Here is a 16172-nt window from a genome sequence, read left to right on the forward strand (position 1 = left end):
TCGCCATCCTTGAGCAAAACTGTAGGGCGCGCTACATAAATGCACCCACACGTTGATCAAGGGTTTTCTTAAAGGTGACTACAAAAATACCGCGCGTGCGCGGACGACCGCGCGGGTTCGATCCGGAAGAAGCGGTCGCGACCGCGCAGCGGCTGTTCCATGAACGCGGCTTCGACGCGGTGAGCGTGTCGGAGCTGACCGGCGCCCTCGGCATCAATCCGCCCAGCTTCTATGCGGCGTTCGGCAGCAAGGCCGGCCTCTATTCGCGCGTGCTCGATCGTTGGACCGGTGACGGTGCCATCCCCCTCCACGACATCCTCCGGGCCGATCGGCCGGTCGCCGCCTGCCTGGCCGATCTGCTGGAGGAGGCCGCGCGTCGCTATGCCGCCGACGCCCGTGCGACCGGCTGCCTCGTGCTCGAGGGCGTGCGGTGCACCGATGCCGACGCGCGCGATTGTGCGCATGGGCGCTGGCAGGCGGCCGACGCCATGATCCGTGGCTTCATTGCCGCCCGGCACCCGGACCAGGCCGCGGCCGTAGCCGACTATGTCACCACCACCATGGCCGGCCTCTCCGCCCGCGCGCGAACGGGGCAGGATGTCGACCAGCTGCTCGCTTCCGCGCGCATCGCCGCGCTGGGACTGACGCGCGCGCTCGAAGAATGATGATCTGCGCCGGCCGGGACGGCGCAGGGCGCCCGGGTCAGCGCTCCCGCGGCGGTCGTGTTTCCGCCATGGCCAGGAAGACAGGAAGCACGCACAGTGCGACCGCCGCGATCATCGCTCCCGGCACCAGCGGCCAGCCCGTGTGCGCAATCAGCCGCTCCGCGATGAGCGGGGTCAGCCCGCCGAAAACGGCAGTGGCTGTGGTCGCGCCCAGCGCCAACCCGCTCAGGCGGCCCTCCCCCGGGAACTGCTCGGCCGTGGCGACCGCGCCCACCGCACTTACCCCGCCCCCGACACCGGCGAGCACCACCGCCCCGACGATCGCGCGCCACCATGGCCCGTCCGCCATCAGCGCGAACATCGCCATGGGCAGCACGGCGCTCGCCCCCGCCAGCAGGAGCAGCACCGGGCGCCGACCGATGCGGTCCGCCAGCAGGCCGATCCCCGGCGTGACCAGGATCACGGTCAGCGCGGCAAGGGTGGACAGCCACAGCGCCCCCGCCTCGTCCGATCGGCCAACGGAGGAGAGATAGGCCGGCACATAGGTGATCCCGACATAATAGGTGATCGAGCCCAGGGCCGAGATGGCGAAGCCGCGGGCGATCGCGGGCCGATGCTGGCGGATCGTCGCCCGGAGCGGAGACTGCGGCACCGTGCCCTCCGCGCGCTGCCGCACGAAGTCGGGCGACTCGTCCATCCAGGACCGCGCCACCCAGACGGAGCCGGCAAGGAAGGCGCCGACGAAGAACGGGATGCGCCACCCCCAGCTGTCGAGCGCCGCCGCATCCAGAAAGGCCACCGTCACCGCGGCGACACCTGCCGCGAGCAACGCGCCCACCTCGCTCGCGGCGGCGGCCAGCGACGTCACCAGCCCCCGCCGGTCGGGCCGGGCGCCCTCCAGCAGGTAGGCGACCACGCCCGTATACTCGCCGCCAACGGAGAACGACATCACGCAGCGCAGCGCAAGCAGCGCCCAGCCCGCGGCCGGCCCGATCTGTGCCGCGGTCGGCAGCAGCGCGGTCGCGAGCATGGCCGCCGTCATCATCGCCATCGACACCATCATGGTGACGCGCCGGCCAAAACGGTCGCCGACATGGCCGAACGCGACCGCACCCAGCGGGCGCATCAGATAGGCGACGGCGAAGCCGGCAAGTGTGGTTGCAAGCGACCCCGCATCGCCGCTGAAGAAAACGCGGGCGAGGATCGTCGCCATGTAGAGGTAGAGCGTGAAGTCATACCATTCGACCACGGTCGACAGCGCCGCGATCGCAAGCGAGCGCCGCGACACTGCGGGACCTGATCGAGCCGGGAACGCCATCTGCCCCGCGGCTTAGAACAGCCGTCCGCCGTTCCGAAGCGCGGAATGGACCAGCCGCACGAGAAAGCGGGAGGTACCGCCCAGCTTCCTCCGGCCGCGGAAGCGCCGGCACAGCGCGCGACTACCGCCTACGAGCTGTATCGCGACGCAGGAGAGCGCCGCTCCCATGCTGCAGAATAAGCGGTATTCAGATCGGCGGCATGACGTCACAGTTCCCTGATCAGGGGAGTTTTTGAGATGCGATTCATTTCGGCAGCCGTTGCCGCATTTGCGGTGTCAGCCGTTCCGGCAAATGCAGCTTACGTGTTGTTCCAGATCGAAGCGGTTACGTCAGGCTACGATGTCACGTCACCGAGTAGCTCTATCAATCGCACAAACGTCTTCACCACCGCCAGCGCAGTTTTGGATACTGAATTGGAGCCTGGACTTCAGGTCTTCAACGGCACCTATGTTTCGGCGGGAGGCATGAACGCCAGCTTTGCGAGTGAGATCAGGCGGGGCGGCTACCAGATAGATGGCGATTTCACGCTGTCCGGAGACTTTAGTCTTCTGCTATCGGGGCAGGTCAGTTCCCTAAGCGGCGCAAGTTCGAATTTCGTACTTTTCGACTCAAATCCGCGAGGGGGCATCTACACCTATCGCGCAGGTAGGGCTACGCTTACAGCCACGCTGCTGCCTTCTGACTACTCGGGTAGAACCGGTTTAACGTCGGCCTCTCCCGGCATTCCCGAGCCCGCAACATGGGCGATGATGATCGCCGGTTTCGGGCTTGTCGGCCTCTCGTCGCGGCGTGCGGCCCGGACAGCTTCGCGGAAGCAACTTTTCTGAGTTTTGGCGGAACGGGAGGGATTCGAACCCTCGAGGAGCTGTTAACCCCTACACACTTTCCAGGCGTGCGCCTTCGACCACTCGGCCACCGTTCCGCGGAGCGAGCCGCCTAGCGGCTGGCGGCGGCGGGGGCAAGCGGGCTTGCGGCCGGGTCGGCGCGCTGGCAGCCTCGCACCATGCTCGCCCTTCTCCTCGCCGCGCTGCAGGCTGCCGCGCCTTCGCCCGGCCCCGCACCCTCGCCGCAGTCCCCGTCGCAGATCGCGGCGGAGGCACCGGCTGCCGAATGGGTCGACATCACGCCCAACGATCTGCTGGTGATGGAGCTCGCACCCGCCGCCACCGGGCGCCCGCGCCGGATCGTCATCCAGCTCGTGCCGCCGCCCTTTTCGGCGCCCTGGGTCGCCAACATCCGCACGCTGGCCCGCGCCCGCTGGTGGGACGGCACCAGCGTCAATCGCGTGCAGGACAACTATGTCGCGCAGTGGGGCGACGCGACGGAGGCAAAGCCGCTGCCGGATGGGCTGCTGACCGGGACGGAGGCCGGCTACACGACGCAGCTGGACCAGCAGGACAGCGTGGTTGCCGGCCATGTCGAACACACACTGACTCCGCCGATCACGGCGCTCCGCCGTGCGGACGGTGGGCTGGAGGTCGACCCGTATGCGCGCGGGGGCGTGGGCTTCGTGGGCGGATTTCCGGTCGGGAACGAGGGCTATGGCAGTCCGGACACCTGGCCGCTCCATTGCTATGGCGCGGTGGGGGTCGGCCGCAACCTGTCTCCCGATACCGGTTATGGGGCCGAGCTTTACGCCGTGATCGGCCATGCGCCGCGACACCTCGATCGCAACATCGCGGTGGTCGGCCGCGTGATCGAGGGGATCGAGCATCTGTCGTCGCTGCCGCGCGGCACGGGCGCGCTCGGCTTCTACGAGCGGCCGGAGGAGCGGGTGGCGATCCGCTCGATCCGGTTGGGGAGCGACCTGCCCGCCGCCGACCGGCCGCGGCTCCAGTATCTCGCGGAGGGCGGAGCGACGATGACGCGCTTCATCGCGGCGCGCCAGAACCGGGAACCGCCCTTCTTCATTCGCCCGGCGGGCGGCGCCGACATCTGCAACGTGCCCGTTCCGGTCCGCGCCGCCCCCTGACGCGTTTGCGAGTCGATTGCAGCCATAGGGTCTTTCCCCTGCCGGGCGGCAGTTGCTAAGGCGGCCGGGAACCCCGATCCTTCAGGCGCCAGGCCTCCCTTGTCCGCGCGCCCAAGAGCCTTAGGAGCCCGCGCATGACAGCCGTCGGTCAGGACAGCCTTTCGACCCGTAGCCAGCTCGACGTGGATGGTCAGACCATCCACTATTATTCGCTGGAGAAGGCAGCGGCGCAGCTGGGCGACGTGTCGCGCCTGCCCTTTTCCATGAAGGTGCTGCTGGAAAACCTCCTGCGCTTCGAAGACGGCAAGACCGTCACCCGCGACGACCTGCAGGCGGTGGTCGACTGGCAGGGGGAGCGCACCTCCAACCGCGAGATCCAGTATCGCCCGGCCCGCGTCCTGATGCAGGATTTCACAGGCGTCCCCTGCGTGGTGGACCTCGCCGCGATGCGTGACGCGATGGGCGCGCTCGGCGGCGACGCGCAGAAGATCAACCCGCTGGTCCCCGTCCACCTCGTCATCGACCACTCGGTCATGGTGGACGAGTTCGGCACGCCCCAGGCCTTCCGCGACAATGTCGAGCTCGAATATCAGCGCAATGGCGAGCGCTATGAGTTCCTGAAGTGGGGCTCCAAGGCGCTCGACAACTTCAAGGTGGTGCCGCCTGGCACCGGCATCTGCCACCAGGTCAACCTGGAGAACATCGCCCGCACCGTGTGGTCGTCCGAGGATCCGGACGGCGCGACCGTCGCCTATCCCGACACGCTGGTGGGCACCGACAGCCACACCACCATGGTCAACGGCCTGGGCGTGCTCGGCTGGGGCGTCGGCGGTATCGAGGCGGAGGCCGCCATGCTCGGCCAGCCGGTGTCCATGCTGATCCCGGAAGTCGTCGGCTTCAAGCTGACCGGCGCGCTGAAGGAAGGCGTCACCGCCACCGACCTCGTGCTCACGGTCACGCAGATGCTGCGCGCCAAGGGCGTGGTCGGCCGCTTTGTCGAATTCTACGGCCCCGGCCTCGACGCGCTGTCGCTCGCCGACCGTGCGACCATCGCCAACATGGCGCCCGAATATGGCGCAACCTGCGGCTTCTTCCCGGTCGACGAGAAGACCATCGACTATATGCGACTGACCGGCCGCGAGGAGTCGCTGCTGCGCCTGGTGGAAGCCTACACGAAGGCGCAGGGCCTGTGGCGCCATGCCGATGCCGCCGAGCCCGTGTTCACCGACACGCTGTCGCTCGACATGGCGACCGTGCAGCCGTCGCTGGCGGGGCCGAAGCGGCCGCAGGACCGCGTGCTGCTGACCGACGTGGACGAGGTGTTCGCGAAGGAGATGGGCGGCAGCTTCCGCACGGCGGAGCCGGCGGCGCGCCACGCGGTCGAGGGCGCGTCCCACGACATCGGCAGCGGCGACGTGGTGATCGCGGCGATCACCAGCTGCACCAACACCTCCAACCCGTCCGTGCTGGTCGCCGCCGGGCTGGTCGCCCGCAAGGCACGCGAGCGCGGCCTGAAGCCGAAGCCTTGGGTCAAGACCTCGCTGTCGCCGGGCTCGCAGGTCGTCACCGACTATCTGGAAAAGGCCGGGCTGCAGGATGATTTCGACGCGCTCGGGTTCAACCTGACGGGCTATGGCTGCATGACCTGCATCGGCAATTCGGGCCCGCTGCCCGCGCCGATCAGCAAGGCGATCAACGACAATGATCTGGTCGCCGTCTCCGTGCTGTCGGGCAACCGCAACTTCGAAGGCCGCGTGTCGGCCGACGTCCGCGCCAACTTCCTGGCCTCGCCGCCGCTGGTGGTCGCCTATGCGCTGAAGGGCACGGTGACGGAGGACATGGTCGGTGAGCCGATCGGCACCGGCTCCGATGGCGAGCCCGTGTACCTGAAGGACGTGTGGCCGACCGATGCCGAGGTGCGCGGCATGATCGAGGCCAACATCGACAGCGAGATGTACCGCAGCCGCTACGCCAACGTGTTTTCCGGCGACGAGATGTGGCGGGCGATCCAGGTCGAGGGGTCGGACACCTACAGCTGGCCGACCAGCTCCACCTACATCGCCAACCCGCCCTACTTCCAGGACATGGACATGACGCCGAAGCCGGTGGGCGACATCGTCGATGCCAAGCCGCTGGCGATCCTGGGCGACTCCATCACCACCGACCACATCAGCCCGGCCGGTTCGATCAAGGCGGACAGCCCGGCCGGCAAGTGGCTCCAGGAGCATCAGGTCCAGCGCAAGGACTTCAACAGCTACGGCGCGCGCCGCGGTAACGACAATGTCATGGTGCGCGGCACCTTCGCGAACATCCGCATCCGGAACGAGATGGTGCCGGGCGTGGAAGGCGGCATGACCACCTACGGTGGGGAGACCATGCCGATCTACGACGCCGCCATGCGCCACAAGGCGGACGGCACTCCGCTCGTGATCGTCGCCGGCAAGGAATATGGCACCGGATCATCGCGCGACTGGGCGGCCAAGGGGACCAACCTGTTGGGCGTGCGTGCGGTGATCGCCGAAAGCTTCGAGCGCATCCACCGCTCCAACCTGGTCGGCATGGGCGTGCTTCCGCTGCAGTTCGTCGACGGCTTCGACCGCAAGACGCTGAAGCTGGACGGCAGCGAAACCTTCACGATCGACAATGTCGCCGGCCTGCGTCCGCGGCAGTCGGTGGAGGTCAAGCTGACCCGCGCCGATGGCAGCAGCGAGACCTTTGTCACCCGTTGCCGCATCGATACCGTCAACGAGCTCGACTATTTCCTGAACGGCGGCATCCTGCCCTATGTTCTTCGAAAGCTTGCGAGCTGATCGTCGCATGTTTGTTGCGTCCCGGCACATTTTGCCGGGACGAAACAATCATTTGCGGTTGACCATCCTAACAAAGCTGGTGAACATCCCTTTAACCCAGGGGAATAGATGTTCAGCTCTGGTGCGTTCCGGCACCTGACCTTGAACACGGGGTCGCACCCCCTGGGTCGAAAAGGGGGTTACATGTTCCGTTCGTTCAAGTTGGCTCTGCTTGCCGCGTCCGTTTCCAGTCTGGCCGCTCCGGCGCTCGCCCAGACGACATCCATCGTCCCGGGCTTCTCGATCGAGGACAATCGCGCCCGCATCGAGTCCCAGGTCAATCCGCTGATCACCACCGTCCGCCAGGGCGATCTCTACAACTCGACGTCCATCGTCCCCGGCAACCGCTACACCGGCGTCGGTGGCCTGTTCATCCAGGCGGTCGGCAGCACGGGCAGCGGCTCGCTGTGCACGGGCGCGCTGATCACCAGCAGCATCGTCGTCACCGCGGCACACTGCCTCGCCGGCACGGATATCGGATCGATCGGCTTCTACACGCCCGACTATGTCGGCGGCACCGGCCGCACCGTTTACGGCGCCAGCGGCTTTGCCATTCACCCGGGCTATGACGATTCCATCGGCGTGCTCGGCGGCAACGACATCGCCGTGATCCAGCTCAGCCGCGTCGCCACCGGGCTCGAGGTCTACGACATCGCGACCACGCAGGACGAGCTGAACGTGGTCCACACCAAGGTCGGCACCGGCACCGTCGGCGTCGGCGCGATCGGCACCTTCCCGGCGCCCTTCGACTTCGATGGCGAGAAGCGCTCTGGCAGCAACATCTACGAATATACCTGGGATCTGTTCACCGGGTCCGACGACGGCATCACCGATGCCTTTGGCGCGCCGGTCGGCAGCATCCTGACCTTCGACTTCGACAGTGGCACCGCGCAGGAGGATCTGTTCGGTCGCCTCGGCCTCGCGCCGCAGCGCGGTGTCGTCGTGGGTGGCCAGGTGCGCGACGTGAACTCCTCGCCGGGTGATTCGGGTGGTCCGACCTTCATCAACGGCAAGATCGCCGGCATCACGTCGTTCGGCATCACCGGCAATGCGTTCGAGCCGCTGTCCGTCAACTGCGGCGATCCGACCAGCGTCGACCAGTCGTTCAGCCTGGAGACCAACGCCTGCACCAACAGCAGCTTTGGCGAGCTGAGCGGCGACACCCGCGTCAGCTTCTTCGCCGGCTGGCTGGACAGCTACCGCACGGGTGCGGGCACCTTCCAGGCGATCGGCGCGGTGCCGGAACCGTCGACCTGGGCGATGATGATCGCCGGCTTCGGCATGGTCGGCTTCGGCATGCGCCGCCGCGAAAAGCGGGTGCTCGCCTAAGCCTCGTCACCCTCCGTCGTCGGCGTGACCCACCCGGGCAGCGCCGACGGCGGAACGGCCTCCAGCCGGGCATGGACCACGGCGAGGCCGCGTTCGGGATCGGTGACGCGGGCCGCGTCGCCGACCTCCGCCATCGGCCGCACCAGCAGCCGCCGGTTGACCTTCGACCGGTGGTGCATCCGGGCGGTGTTCTCCTGCCCGACATAGCAGCCCTTGGTGAAGCTGACGCCGTTCAGCTCGCGCGCATTGCATTCCAGCCACAGCGTGGTGCCGTCGCCAAGCTCCGCCACGCCCTCCGTCACGCCCAGCGACAGCCGGTGCGCGTCCCATCCCAATGCCGCCGCGCCCGCCGGGGCCAGCCAGCGCCGCCCCAGGGCCGGCAAGCGCGGGTCAGGCACGCCCGCGTCTCCACCAACCGCCCAATGCACCGCTAGGGTCGGCTCGGCCGCGATCGTCACCGGGCGGCGCAACCGGTACATCGACAGCCTGCGGATCAGCGCGTCCGCGCGCGCGGCCTCGCAATCGATCAGCACATCCTCGCCGTCCGGCCAGAGGATGAAGTCGAACAGGACCTTGCCCTGTGGCGTCAGCAGCCCGCCCCACCGCGGCCCGTCGCCGTCGCGCGGCACGTCCTGCGTCACGAGGCCCTGCAGGAAGTCATGCGCTTCTGCGCCGGAGACGCGGATCAGCGCGCGGTCGGTGAGGGTGGTGCCGGTCATCGCCCGAAGGTAGGAACGGCGGCACCGATCCCCAAGCGAGCGAGCACCATGGCGACCTTCGACCTGATCCTGACCGGCGGCACCGTCCATACGCCGGGCGGTCCCGTGCAGGCCCCGGTCGGCGTGCGCGACGGGCGCATCGCCGCCATCGGAGACGCGGGCGATGCCGGGCGCACCATCGATTGCACCGGCCTCGACATCCTGCCCGGGGTGATCGACAGCCAGGTCCATTTCCGCGAGCCCGGCCTGGTCCACAAGGAGGACCTGGAAAGCGGCAGCCGAGCCGCCGTGCTGGGCGGCGTCACCGCCGTGTTCGAGATGCCGAACACCAATCCCAACACCGACAGCGCGGACGCGCTCGCCGACAAGGTCGCGCGCGCCCGCCACCGCATGTGGTGCGACCACGCCTTCTATGTCGGAGCAACGGCCGGAAACGCCGAGCAGCTGGGCGAGCTGGAGCGGTTGCCCGGCGCCGCAGGCGTCAAGATCTTCATGGGATCGTCGACCGGCAACCTTCTGATCGATGGCGACCGCGATCTCGCGCGCGTACTGGCCAGCGGTCGTCGGCGCTGCGCCATCCATGCCGAGGACGAGGGGCGGATGATCGCCCGTCAGGGCGAGCGCGTCGAGGGCGATCCGTCCAGCCATCCGGTCTGGCGCGACGACGAAAGCGCGATGATCGCGACCCGCCGCATCCTGTCCCTGGCGCGCGCGGCTGGGCGTCCGGTCCATGTCCTCCACATTACGACCCCGGCCGAACTCGCGCTGATCGCGGAGCACCGCGACATCGCAACGGCGGAGGTGACGCCCCAGCACCTGACGCTGGCCGGAGAGGAGGCCTATCCGCGCCTCGGCACGCACGCGCAGATGAACCCGCCGATCCGCTCCGGCGCGCATCGTGACGGGCTGTGGCGCTGGCTGTCGCAGGGCATCCCGGACGTGATCGGATCCGATCATGCCCCCCACACGCTTGAGGAAAAGGCGAAGACCTACCCCGCCAGTCCGAGCGGGATGCCCGGCGTGCAGACGCTGCTGCCGCTCATGCTCACCCACGTCGCCGCCGGCCGGTTGACGCTGCAGCGCCTGATCGAGCTGACCAGCGCAGGGCCGCAGCGCGTCTTCGGGATCAACGGCAAGGGGCGGATCGCGGTCGGATATGATGCGGACTTCACGGTGGTGGACCTGAAGGCGCGCTGGACCGTGACGCGCGAAGAACAGGCTACCCGCGCCGGCTGGTCGCCGTTCGAGGGCGACGAGATGACCGGAAAGCCGCTCGGCACGATCGTGCGTGGCCACGTCGCCATGTGGGATGGGCAGCTCGGCGAGGCGGCCGCGGGAGAGACCGTTCGGTTCGAACCTTTCCTCCTTCGCTGAGCCAGTGGGAACAGCTTTTATTGATCCACGTTAATCACCCTGCCGCCGGATAGATCCGATTTCCGCTCGCAACTGGGAGATTATAGATGGTTCGTCCTCTGCTTGCCGCCACGCTGCTCGCAGTGGCGTCACCTGCCCTCGCGCAAGGCGACATGACGCCCTCGACCGTGGATGTCGTTGAAGTGGCGAGCGCGGCCGGCCAGTATGGCAGTCTGCTCGACGCGGCGATGGCAGCCGGTCTTGCGGAGACATTGGCGACGACCGATGGCCTGACCGTTTTCGCCCCAATCGATGCCGCTTTCCTTGCCGTCGATGATCTGGACGCGCTGAAGGCAGATCGAACCCGGCTGGCTGACACACTCCGCCTGCACGTCGTGCCGCGTTCCTATCTGTCGACGGACATCCCCGCCGGCACGACGCAGGTGCGGACCCTGGCCGGTGAGACGCTGACGATCACCAACAACAATGGCACCATTTCCGTCACCGACCCGTCCGGCGCGCGCGCGATGGTGGTGCGGGCCGACCTGCGAGCCGACAACGGCGTCGTTCACGGCATCAATCGCGTTCTGTCGAAATAACATTTGGTTTGAATAAGGGGAATGCGCGGGCTGTATCGCCCGCGCGTCATAGTTCTAGTCAAAGTTTCGACTGATGTACTCGTATCGTACGCTTACTCTTCTGCAGAACCGAAGTCGGACCGGCGCCGCCGCACCTCGGTGACGCCGCGCTGTGACAGCGCCTGCCGGATCCGGTCGAGCAGATCGGCCTTCCGATAGGGTTTGCCGAGCACGTCGAGCCCGGAGGCGCGCGGCCCCTCGATCACCAGCTCCTCGTTGTAGCCGGTGGTCATCAGCACCGGCAGCCCGGGATCGATCGCCGCAATTTCCTGAGCAAGCACGATGCCGTTGATTCCGCCGGGCATCACCAGGTCGGTGAACAGCAGGTCAATCGTGCCCGGTGCCATGGCCTTGAAGTTCTTGAGCGCGATCTCACCCGATTCGGCCGTGGCGACGCGGTAGCCCGCATCCTCCAGGATCTCGCGCGCCAGCGACAGCACGTCGGGGCTGTCCTCCACCACCAGGATGTGCGCGGAGACCGCATTCTCGCCCTCCGGCGCGGAGGTGGACTTGCGCTGCGGCCCCGGCACCTCGACCTCGTCCGCCGCGGCGACGGGGAACAGCATGCGCACGGTGGTGCCGGAACCGACCTCGCTCTCGATCTCCAGCCGTCCGCGCGATTGCTGAACGAAACCGGAGGCCATGGCGAGCCCCAGCCCCGTGCCCTTGCCCGTCTGCTTGGTCGTGAAGAAGGGCTCGATCGCGCGTTCGACGACATGGTCGGGCATTCCCTCACCATGGTCGCGGATCTCGATCGTGATGTAGTCGCCCGGCGCCAGCTCACGCGACGACGCATCCCCGTTCAGGTGGATCTTGCCCGTCACGATCTCCACCACGCCGCCTTCGGGCATCGCGTCGCGTGCATTGAGGGCGATGTTCAGCACCGCCATCTCGAACTGCTCGGGGTCCAGGACCGCCTTCGGCAGGTTGCGGCGCAGGCTCAGCTGCAGCTCCACCTGCTTGCCGATCGAGCTGTCCATGACGTCGACGAACGCGTTGATGCATTCGTTGATGTCGATCGGTCGGGGATCGAGCCTGGTCTTCCTCGCAAAGGCGAGCAGCTGGCCGGTCAGCTTGGCGCCGCGCTCCGCCGCCGCCCGGGCGCGCTGCAGGTATCGCAGGCTGCGCTCCCCCTCCAGCTGGCTTTCCAGCAGCTCCAGATTGCCGTTCACCACCTGCAGCAGGTTGTTGAAGTCGTGCGCCAGGCCGGCCGTCAGCTGGCCGACCGCCTCCATCTTCTGCGCCTGCATGGCCGACTTCTCGCTTTCGCGCCGCCGCGTGACGTCGAGCTGGCTGGCGAAGAAGTAGAGCAAGGTGCCCTGCACGTCGTAGACGGGTCCGATGAAGACCGCGTTCCAAAACGGTGATCCGTCGCGGCGATAGTTGAGCAGCTCCAGCGCGATCGAATCCTTGCGTTCGATTGCCTCGCGCAATTGCGTCACCGCCTGCCGGTCCGTCTGCGCACCCTGCAGGAATCGGCAGTTCCGCCCAAGGACCTCGGCCTCCTCGTACAAGGTCAGGTCCAAGAAGGCCTTGTTGGCGAACACGATGGGATTGTCGGCCTGATGCGGATCGGTGAGGATCATCGGCATCCGCGTCATCTCGATCGCGGCGAAGAAGACGTTGCCCCGATCGTTCAGCCCAGGCTCGGTGATCGTGGCCTCGCGCCAGTGGTTCTGGCCCGACGTGCCGATCGGCTCACGCTGCCCGACATCGGCCGATCCCCTGGCCGGCGTTCCGAAGCTCTGTCCGCCGCCTTCCTCGTCGCGGCCCTGATTGTCCCTGTCGCTCACCACCGGCTCATCCGAAATCCCCAGGCTTCGCCCCGCCACGCCAACCGGCACCGCCGGCACGGGCGGGTCCGCGCTGAACGCGCATCGCTGCCGAAAGGTGGCACGTTACCCGTTTGCGGCAGGCGTGCCAAACAGCGGCATCACCCCCGCCTCGATCGCGGCGCGGTGGTGCCGACGGCAGAGCGCGACATAGCGGTCGTTGCCGCCGATCTCGGTCTGCTGCCCGTCGCCCACCGGCTGCCCGCTTGCGTCCAGACGAAGGTTCATGGTGGCCTTGCGCCCGCACCCGCACACCGCCTTCAGCTCGACCAGGCTGTCCGCAATCCCCAGGAGCGCAGCCGACCCTTCAAACAGGCCTCCGCGAAAATCCGTCCGCAATCCATAGGCCAGGACGGGGATGCCCAGCAGGTCGGCGATCCGCGCCAGCCCGTCCACCTGCCGCCGGGTGAGGAATTGAGCCTCGTCGACCAGCACGCAGTCGACGGGTCGCCGGGCGCGCTCCGCCGCCACCTCGGCGAACAGGTCGGTTGTCTCGTCGAACGTGGCCGCCGGCGACGCCAGCGCGATCCGCGATGCGATCATCCCGTCGCCCGCGCGGTTGTCCACGGCGGCGGTGTAGAGCATCGTTCCCATGCCGCGTTCGCGATAATTATAGTCGGCCTGAAGCAGCGTGGTCGACTTGCCCGCGTTCATGGACGCGTAATAGAAATAGAGCTTGGCCATCGGACCCGGGTCTAATCGCCTGCACGGAGTTTTGCGATGCACGTGCGGCCTGCGACCATGGACGACCTGCCGGCACTTGCCGCGGCATCAGCGGACCTGTTCGACGCGCCCGTCATCGCCGCCCGCCTCGCCCGCTATCTGGCTGCCCCCGATCACCGCATGCTGATCGCCATCCTGGACGGCGCGGCGATCGGCCAGGCGCGCGGCATGATCCAGCATCATCCGGACCGCGACCCGGAACTCTACATCGAGACTCTCGCTGTCGCGCACCCGCACCGCCGTCGCGGCGTGGCGCGCGCGCTGCTCCACGCCCTGCTCGGCTGGGGCGCGTCGGTTGGCTGCGTCGCCGCCTGGGTCGGGACCGAGCTCGACAACGCACCGGCCAACGCGCTCTACCGCCGGCTCGGCCGCGCCGAACCGGTGAACCTCTACCTCATCGATCTCTAGGGGCGGCCAAACGGCCCGCCGCCGGCGCCTAGCGGGCCTGGTCCTCGTCCTGCTCGGTCAGGTCGCGCGCGACCGTGGGGGAGCGCAGCAGCGCGTCGATATGGCTGCCTTCCTCGAAGCTTTCGTCCGCCACGAACTTCAGCCGCGCCGCATATTTAAGGTTCACGCGCCGCGCGACCTCGCCCTGCAGATAGGCGGTGTTGGTCCTGAGCGCCTTCAGCACCGCCTCCTCGTCCTTGCCGAGCAGCGGTTTCACGAACGCGGTTGCATGGCGCAGGTCGGGCGACATCCGGACCTCCGTCACCGACACCATGTGGCGGGCCAGCGTCTCGTCATGCACGTCGCCGCGCTGCAGGATGTCGGACAGGGCGTGGCGCACCTGCTCGCCCACGCGCAGCAGGCGGACGGATCGGGTTTCGGGCGTGTCGTTGTTGCGCATCGGACCGTAGATAGGTCGCCGCCGCGTCGATGGCGAGCCGGCGATTGCAACACGCCCGATCACACGGCAGGCTGCCCTGATCGAGCATCTGGGGGGAATCATGGATCGTCGCGAGCTTCTGAAGACGGGCGGCCTTGCCGCGCTTGCCTGCCTTGTCGGCCCGGTGCCGCTGTTCGCGCAGGCGCCGGCGCCCACGCCCGGTGACACGGCGCTCCGCGCGGTGTTCGACGACATCTTCCAGCAGACGCTGCGCATGCAGCCGACGATTGCCACCGGCTTCGGGCTCGACACCGGCGCCAACGCCGACCTGCGCAGCAAGCTGCCCGACAACTCGCTCGCCAGCCGCGCGCGCGACCTGCAGTTCGCGAAGGCGTCGCTGGCGCGGGTACAGGTCGACCCTCAAACCCTGTCGCCGCAGATGCGCATCCACCGGGAGGTGGTCGCCTACATGCTGGAGGATCTGGCCGTCGGGCCGGAACGCTTCGGCCTTGCGTCCACCGTCTATCCCTTCCGCCTCAGCCAGCAGAGCGGCGCTTATTTCGAGATCCCCGACTTTCTCGACAGCCAGCATCCCGTCAACAACGCGGCCGATGCCGAAGCCTACCTTGCGCGGCTGGAGGCGTTTGGCCGGTCGATCGAAAACGACAACGAGGTGACCCGCCACGACGCGGGTCGCGGCTGGCTTGTGCCCGACTTCGCGCTCGACCTGACGCTCGGCCAGCTGCAGGCGCTGCGGCGCCCCGCACCGGGGGACAGCACCCTTGTCCGCTCGCTTGTCCGGCGCACGGGCGAGAAGAGCATCGCGGGCGAATGGGGTCCGCGCGCCACCGCGATCGTCGCGCGCACCGTCTATCCCGCCCTCGACCGGCAGATCGCGCTGGTCAGGGAACTGCGCCCGGCCGCACGGACGTCGTCCGGGGTCGGCACCCTGCCGCAGGGGCCGGCGGTCTACGCCGCCGCGCTTGCGTCCGCCACCACCAGCACGCTCACGCCCGACGAGGTGCACGACATGGGCCTGCGCCAGGTCGCGGAAATCAGCGCGGAGCTCGACCAGATCCTGCGCGCGCAGGGGCTGACCGACGGCAATGTCGGCGCCCGCCTGACGCAGCTCAACAACGATCCCGCTCAGCTCTATCCCGACAGCGCGGAGGGCCGGGCCGAACTGATCGCGGGCCTCAATCAGGGCGTGCAGGCTTTGCGTGCGCGCCTGCCCGAGGCGTTCCTGTCGCCGCCGAACGATCCGGTGACGATCCGCGCGGTGCCGGTGGAGATCCAGGACGGCGCCCCCAACGGCTACTACTCGCCGGCTGCGCTCGATGGGTCGCGTCCGGCGATCTACTACATCAACCTGAAGAACGTCGCCGACTGGCCCAAATACAGCCTGCCCGCGCTCACCTATCACGAGGCGGAGCCCGGCCATCATCTCGAAAACTCGATCGCCAACAAGGCGGACGCGCCGCTGATCCGCCGGCTCATCTGGCTGTCCGCCTATGGCGAGGGCTGGGCACTCTATGCAGAAGGCGTCGCGGACGAGCTCGGCGGCTATTCCGGGCCGATCGAGCGGGCGGGCTTTCTCCAGTCCTACCTCTTCCGCGCGGCGCGGCTGGTGGTCGACACCGGCGTCCATTCCAAGGGCTGGAGCCGCGACCAGGCCACCGATTACATGGTGGAGACGACCGGCTTCACCCGCGCGCGCGCGCAGCGCGAAATCGAACGCTACTGCGTCTGGCCGGGGCAGGCGTGCAGCTACAAGGTCGGCCACAACAGCTGGGTGAAGATGCGCAAGCGGGCGCAGGAGATCCTGGGCGACCGCTTCGACGTGCGGCAGTTCCACGGCATCCTGAGCGAGGGGCCGGTGCCGCTCACCCTGTTCGAACGCCGCGTGGAGGAACGCGCGCGCGAACAGCTGGCCGGGTGACGGAACGG

The 16172-nt window shown here is 67.9% G+C and carries 14 protein-coding genes and 1 tRNA gene; 9 read left to right on the plus strand and 6 right to left on the minus strand.

Features of this window, described 5'->3' with window-relative positions; all coding sequences use genetic code 11:
• Positions 1 to 95 precede the first annotated feature (95 nt).
• Positions 96 to 665 (plus strand): TetR/AcrR family transcriptional regulator, encoded by a 570-nt coding sequence (locus GGR88_RS10395; protein WP_342449777.1) that lies wholly within the window; start codon positions 96 to 98, stop codon positions 663 to 665.
• A 37-nt stretch (positions 666 to 702) separates the two neighbouring features.
• Here GGR88_RS10395 and GGR88_RS10400 read toward each other — a convergent pair whose 3' ends face one another.
• A complete protein-coding gene (locus tag GGR88_RS10400) occupies positions 703 to 1983 on the minus strand; it encodes an MFS transporter (protein ID WP_167954674.1) in 1281 nt (426 codons plus the stop codon).
• Positions 1984 to 2220: 237 nt separating this feature from the next.
• On the opposite strand from GGR88_RS10400, the gene GGR88_RS15070 reads away from it, so the two are divergent.
• A complete protein-coding gene (locus tag GGR88_RS15070; RefSeq protein WP_209023371.1) occupies positions 2221 to 2811 on the plus strand; it encodes a PEPxxWA-CTERM sorting domain-containing protein in 591 nt (196 codons plus the stop codon).
• A 4-nt stretch (positions 2812 to 2815) separates the two neighbouring features.
• Here GGR88_RS15070 and GGR88_RS10410 read toward each other — a convergent pair.
• Positions 2816 to 2906 (minus strand) — tRNA-Ser (locus GGR88_RS10410).
• Between the two features lie 81 nt (positions 2907 to 2987).
• Here GGR88_RS10410 and GGR88_RS10415 point away from each other — a divergent pair.
• The 3 genes from GGR88_RS10415 to GGR88_RS10425 all read left to right on the plus strand — a co-directional run bounded on the left by GGR88_RS10415 (position 2988) and on the right by GGR88_RS10425 (position 8134).
• Positions 2988 to 3956: a peptidylprolyl isomerase gene (locus tag GGR88_RS10415; RefSeq protein WP_167954676.1), complete on the plus strand. Its 969-nt coding sequence runs from the start codon at positions 2988 to 2990 to the stop codon at positions 3954 to 3956.
• A 134-nt stretch (positions 3957 to 4090) separates the two neighbouring features.
• Positions 4091 to 6766 (plus strand): aconitate hydratase AcnA, encoded by a 2676-nt coding sequence (gene acnA, locus GGR88_RS10420; RefSeq protein WP_167954678.1) that lies wholly within the window; start codon positions 4091 to 4093, stop codon positions 6764 to 6766.
• Between the two features lie 183 nt (positions 6767 to 6949).
• On the plus strand, positions 6950 to 8134 hold the full coding sequence (locus GGR88_RS10425) for a trypsin-like serine protease (protein WP_167954689.1): 1185 nt from the start codon (positions 6950 to 6952) through the stop codon (positions 8132 to 8134).
• Here the strand turns inward: GGR88_RS10425 and ygfZ are convergent.
• Entirely contained in the window at positions 8131 to 8853 is a 723-nt protein-coding gene (gene ygfZ / locus GGR88_RS10430; protein WP_167954691.1) for a CAF17-like 4Fe-4S cluster assembly/insertion protein YgfZ, read from the minus strand. The two genes, GGR88_RS10425 and ygfZ, sit on opposite strands and share 4 nt — an antisense overlap.
• A gap of 48 nt (positions 8854 to 8901) precedes the next feature.
• Here ygfZ and GGR88_RS10435 point away from each other — a divergent pair, with 48 nt between their 5' ends.
• Both GGR88_RS10435 and GGR88_RS10440 read left to right on the plus strand, forming a co-directional pair.
• Positions 8902 to 10227, plus strand: coding sequence for a dihydroorotase (locus GGR88_RS10435; RefSeq protein ID WP_167954693.1), 1326 nt, complete (start codon positions 8902 to 8904; stop codon positions 10225 to 10227).
• A gap of 86 nt (positions 10228 to 10313) precedes the next feature.
• Positions 10314 to 10805: a fasciclin domain-containing protein gene (locus GGR88_RS10440; RefSeq protein WP_167954695.1), complete on the plus strand. Its 492-nt coding sequence runs from the start codon at positions 10314 to 10316 to the stop codon at positions 10803 to 10805.
• 92 nt (positions 10806 to 10897) lie between these two features.
• On the opposite strand, the gene GGR88_RS10445 is transcribed toward GGR88_RS10440, so the two are convergent.
• Both GGR88_RS10445 and GGR88_RS10450 read right to left on the minus strand, forming a co-directional pair.
• Entirely contained in the window at positions 10898 to 12637 is a 1740-nt protein-coding gene (locus GGR88_RS10445; RefSeq protein ID WP_342449778.1) for a histidine kinase famiy protein, read from the minus strand.
• A gap of 105 nt (positions 12638 to 12742) precedes the next feature.
• Positions 12743 to 13360 (minus strand): thymidine kinase, encoded by a 618-nt coding sequence (locus tag GGR88_RS10450; protein WP_167954699.1) that lies wholly within the window; start codon positions 13358 to 13360, stop codon positions 12743 to 12745.
• Positions 13361 to 13396: 36 nt separating this feature from the next.
• Between GGR88_RS10450 and GGR88_RS10455 the strand changes: the two genes are divergently transcribed.
• Entirely contained in the window at positions 13397 to 13807 is a 411-nt protein-coding gene (locus GGR88_RS10455) for a GNAT family N-acetyltransferase (protein WP_167954701.1), read from the plus strand.
• A 28-nt stretch (positions 13808 to 13835) separates the two neighbouring features.
• On the opposite strand, the gene rbfA is transcribed toward GGR88_RS10455, so the two are convergent.
• A complete protein-coding gene (rbfA, locus tag GGR88_RS10460) occupies positions 13836 to 14246 on the minus strand; it encodes a 30S ribosome-binding factor RbfA (RefSeq protein ID WP_167954703.1) in 411 nt (136 codons plus the stop codon).
• Between the two features lie 100 nt (positions 14247 to 14346).
• Between rbfA and GGR88_RS10465 the strand changes: the two genes are divergently transcribed.
• Positions 14347 to 16164, plus strand: coding sequence for a DUF885 domain-containing protein (locus GGR88_RS10465; RefSeq protein WP_167954705.1), 1818 nt, complete (start codon positions 14347 to 14349; stop codon positions 16162 to 16164).
• Positions 16165 to 16172: the final 8 nt, after the last annotated feature.

The sequence above is a fragment of the Sphingomonas jejuensis genome, assembly GCF_011927695.1.
Classification (GTDB): Bacteria; Pseudomonadota; Alphaproteobacteria; order Sphingomonadales; family Sphingomonadaceae; genus Sphingomonas_K; species Sphingomonas_K jejuensis.

What these genes read in the sequence shown, in the direction of transcription:
- GGR88_RS10400 (WP_167954674.1), bottom strand. Translation starts at nt 1,983, where the DNA reads ATGGCGTTCCCGGCTCGATCAGGTCCCGCAGTGTCGCGGCGCTCGCTT.
- GGR88_RS15070 (WP_209023371.1), top strand. Translation starts at nt 2,221, where the DNA reads ATGCGATTCATTTCGGCAGCCGTTGCCGCATTTGCGGTGTCAGCCGTT.
- GGR88_RS10415 (WP_167954676.1), top strand. Translation starts at nt 2,988, where the DNA reads ATGCTCGCCCTTCTCCTCGCCGCGCTGCAGGCTGCCGCGCCTTCGCCC.
- acnA (WP_167954678.1), top strand. Translation starts at nt 4,091, where the DNA reads ATGACAGCCGTCGGTCAGGACAGCCTTTCGACCCGTAGCCAGCTCGAC.
- GGR88_RS10425 (WP_167954689.1), top strand. Translation starts at nt 6,950, where the DNA reads ATGTTCCGTTCGTTCAAGTTGGCTCTGCTTGCCGCGTCCGTTTCCAGT.
- ygfZ (WP_167954691.1), bottom strand. Translation starts at nt 8,853, where the DNA reads ATGACCGGCACCACCCTCACCGACCGCGCGCTGATCCGCGTCTCCGGC.
- GGR88_RS10435 (WP_167954693.1), top strand. Translation starts at nt 8,902, where the DNA reads ATGGCGACCTTCGACCTGATCCTGACCGGCGGCACCGTCCATACGCCG.
- GGR88_RS10440 (WP_167954695.1), top strand. Translation starts at nt 10,314, where the DNA reads ATGGTTCGTCCTCTGCTTGCCGCCACGCTGCTCGCAGTGGCGTCACCT.
- GGR88_RS10450 (WP_167954699.1), bottom strand. Translation starts at nt 13,360, where the DNA reads ATGGCCAAGCTCTATTTCTATTACGCGTCCATGAACGCGGGCAAGTCG.
- GGR88_RS10455 (WP_167954701.1), top strand. Translation starts at nt 13,397, where the DNA reads ATGCACGTGCGGCCTGCGACCATGGACGACCTGCCGGCACTTGCCGCG.
- rbfA (WP_167954703.1), bottom strand. Translation starts at nt 14,246, where the DNA reads ATGCGCAACAACGACACGCCCGAAACCCGATCCGTCCGCCTGCTGCGC.
- GGR88_RS10465 (WP_167954705.1), top strand. Translation starts at nt 14,347, where the DNA reads ATGGATCGTCGCGAGCTTCTGAAGACGGGCGGCCTTGCCGCGCTTGCC.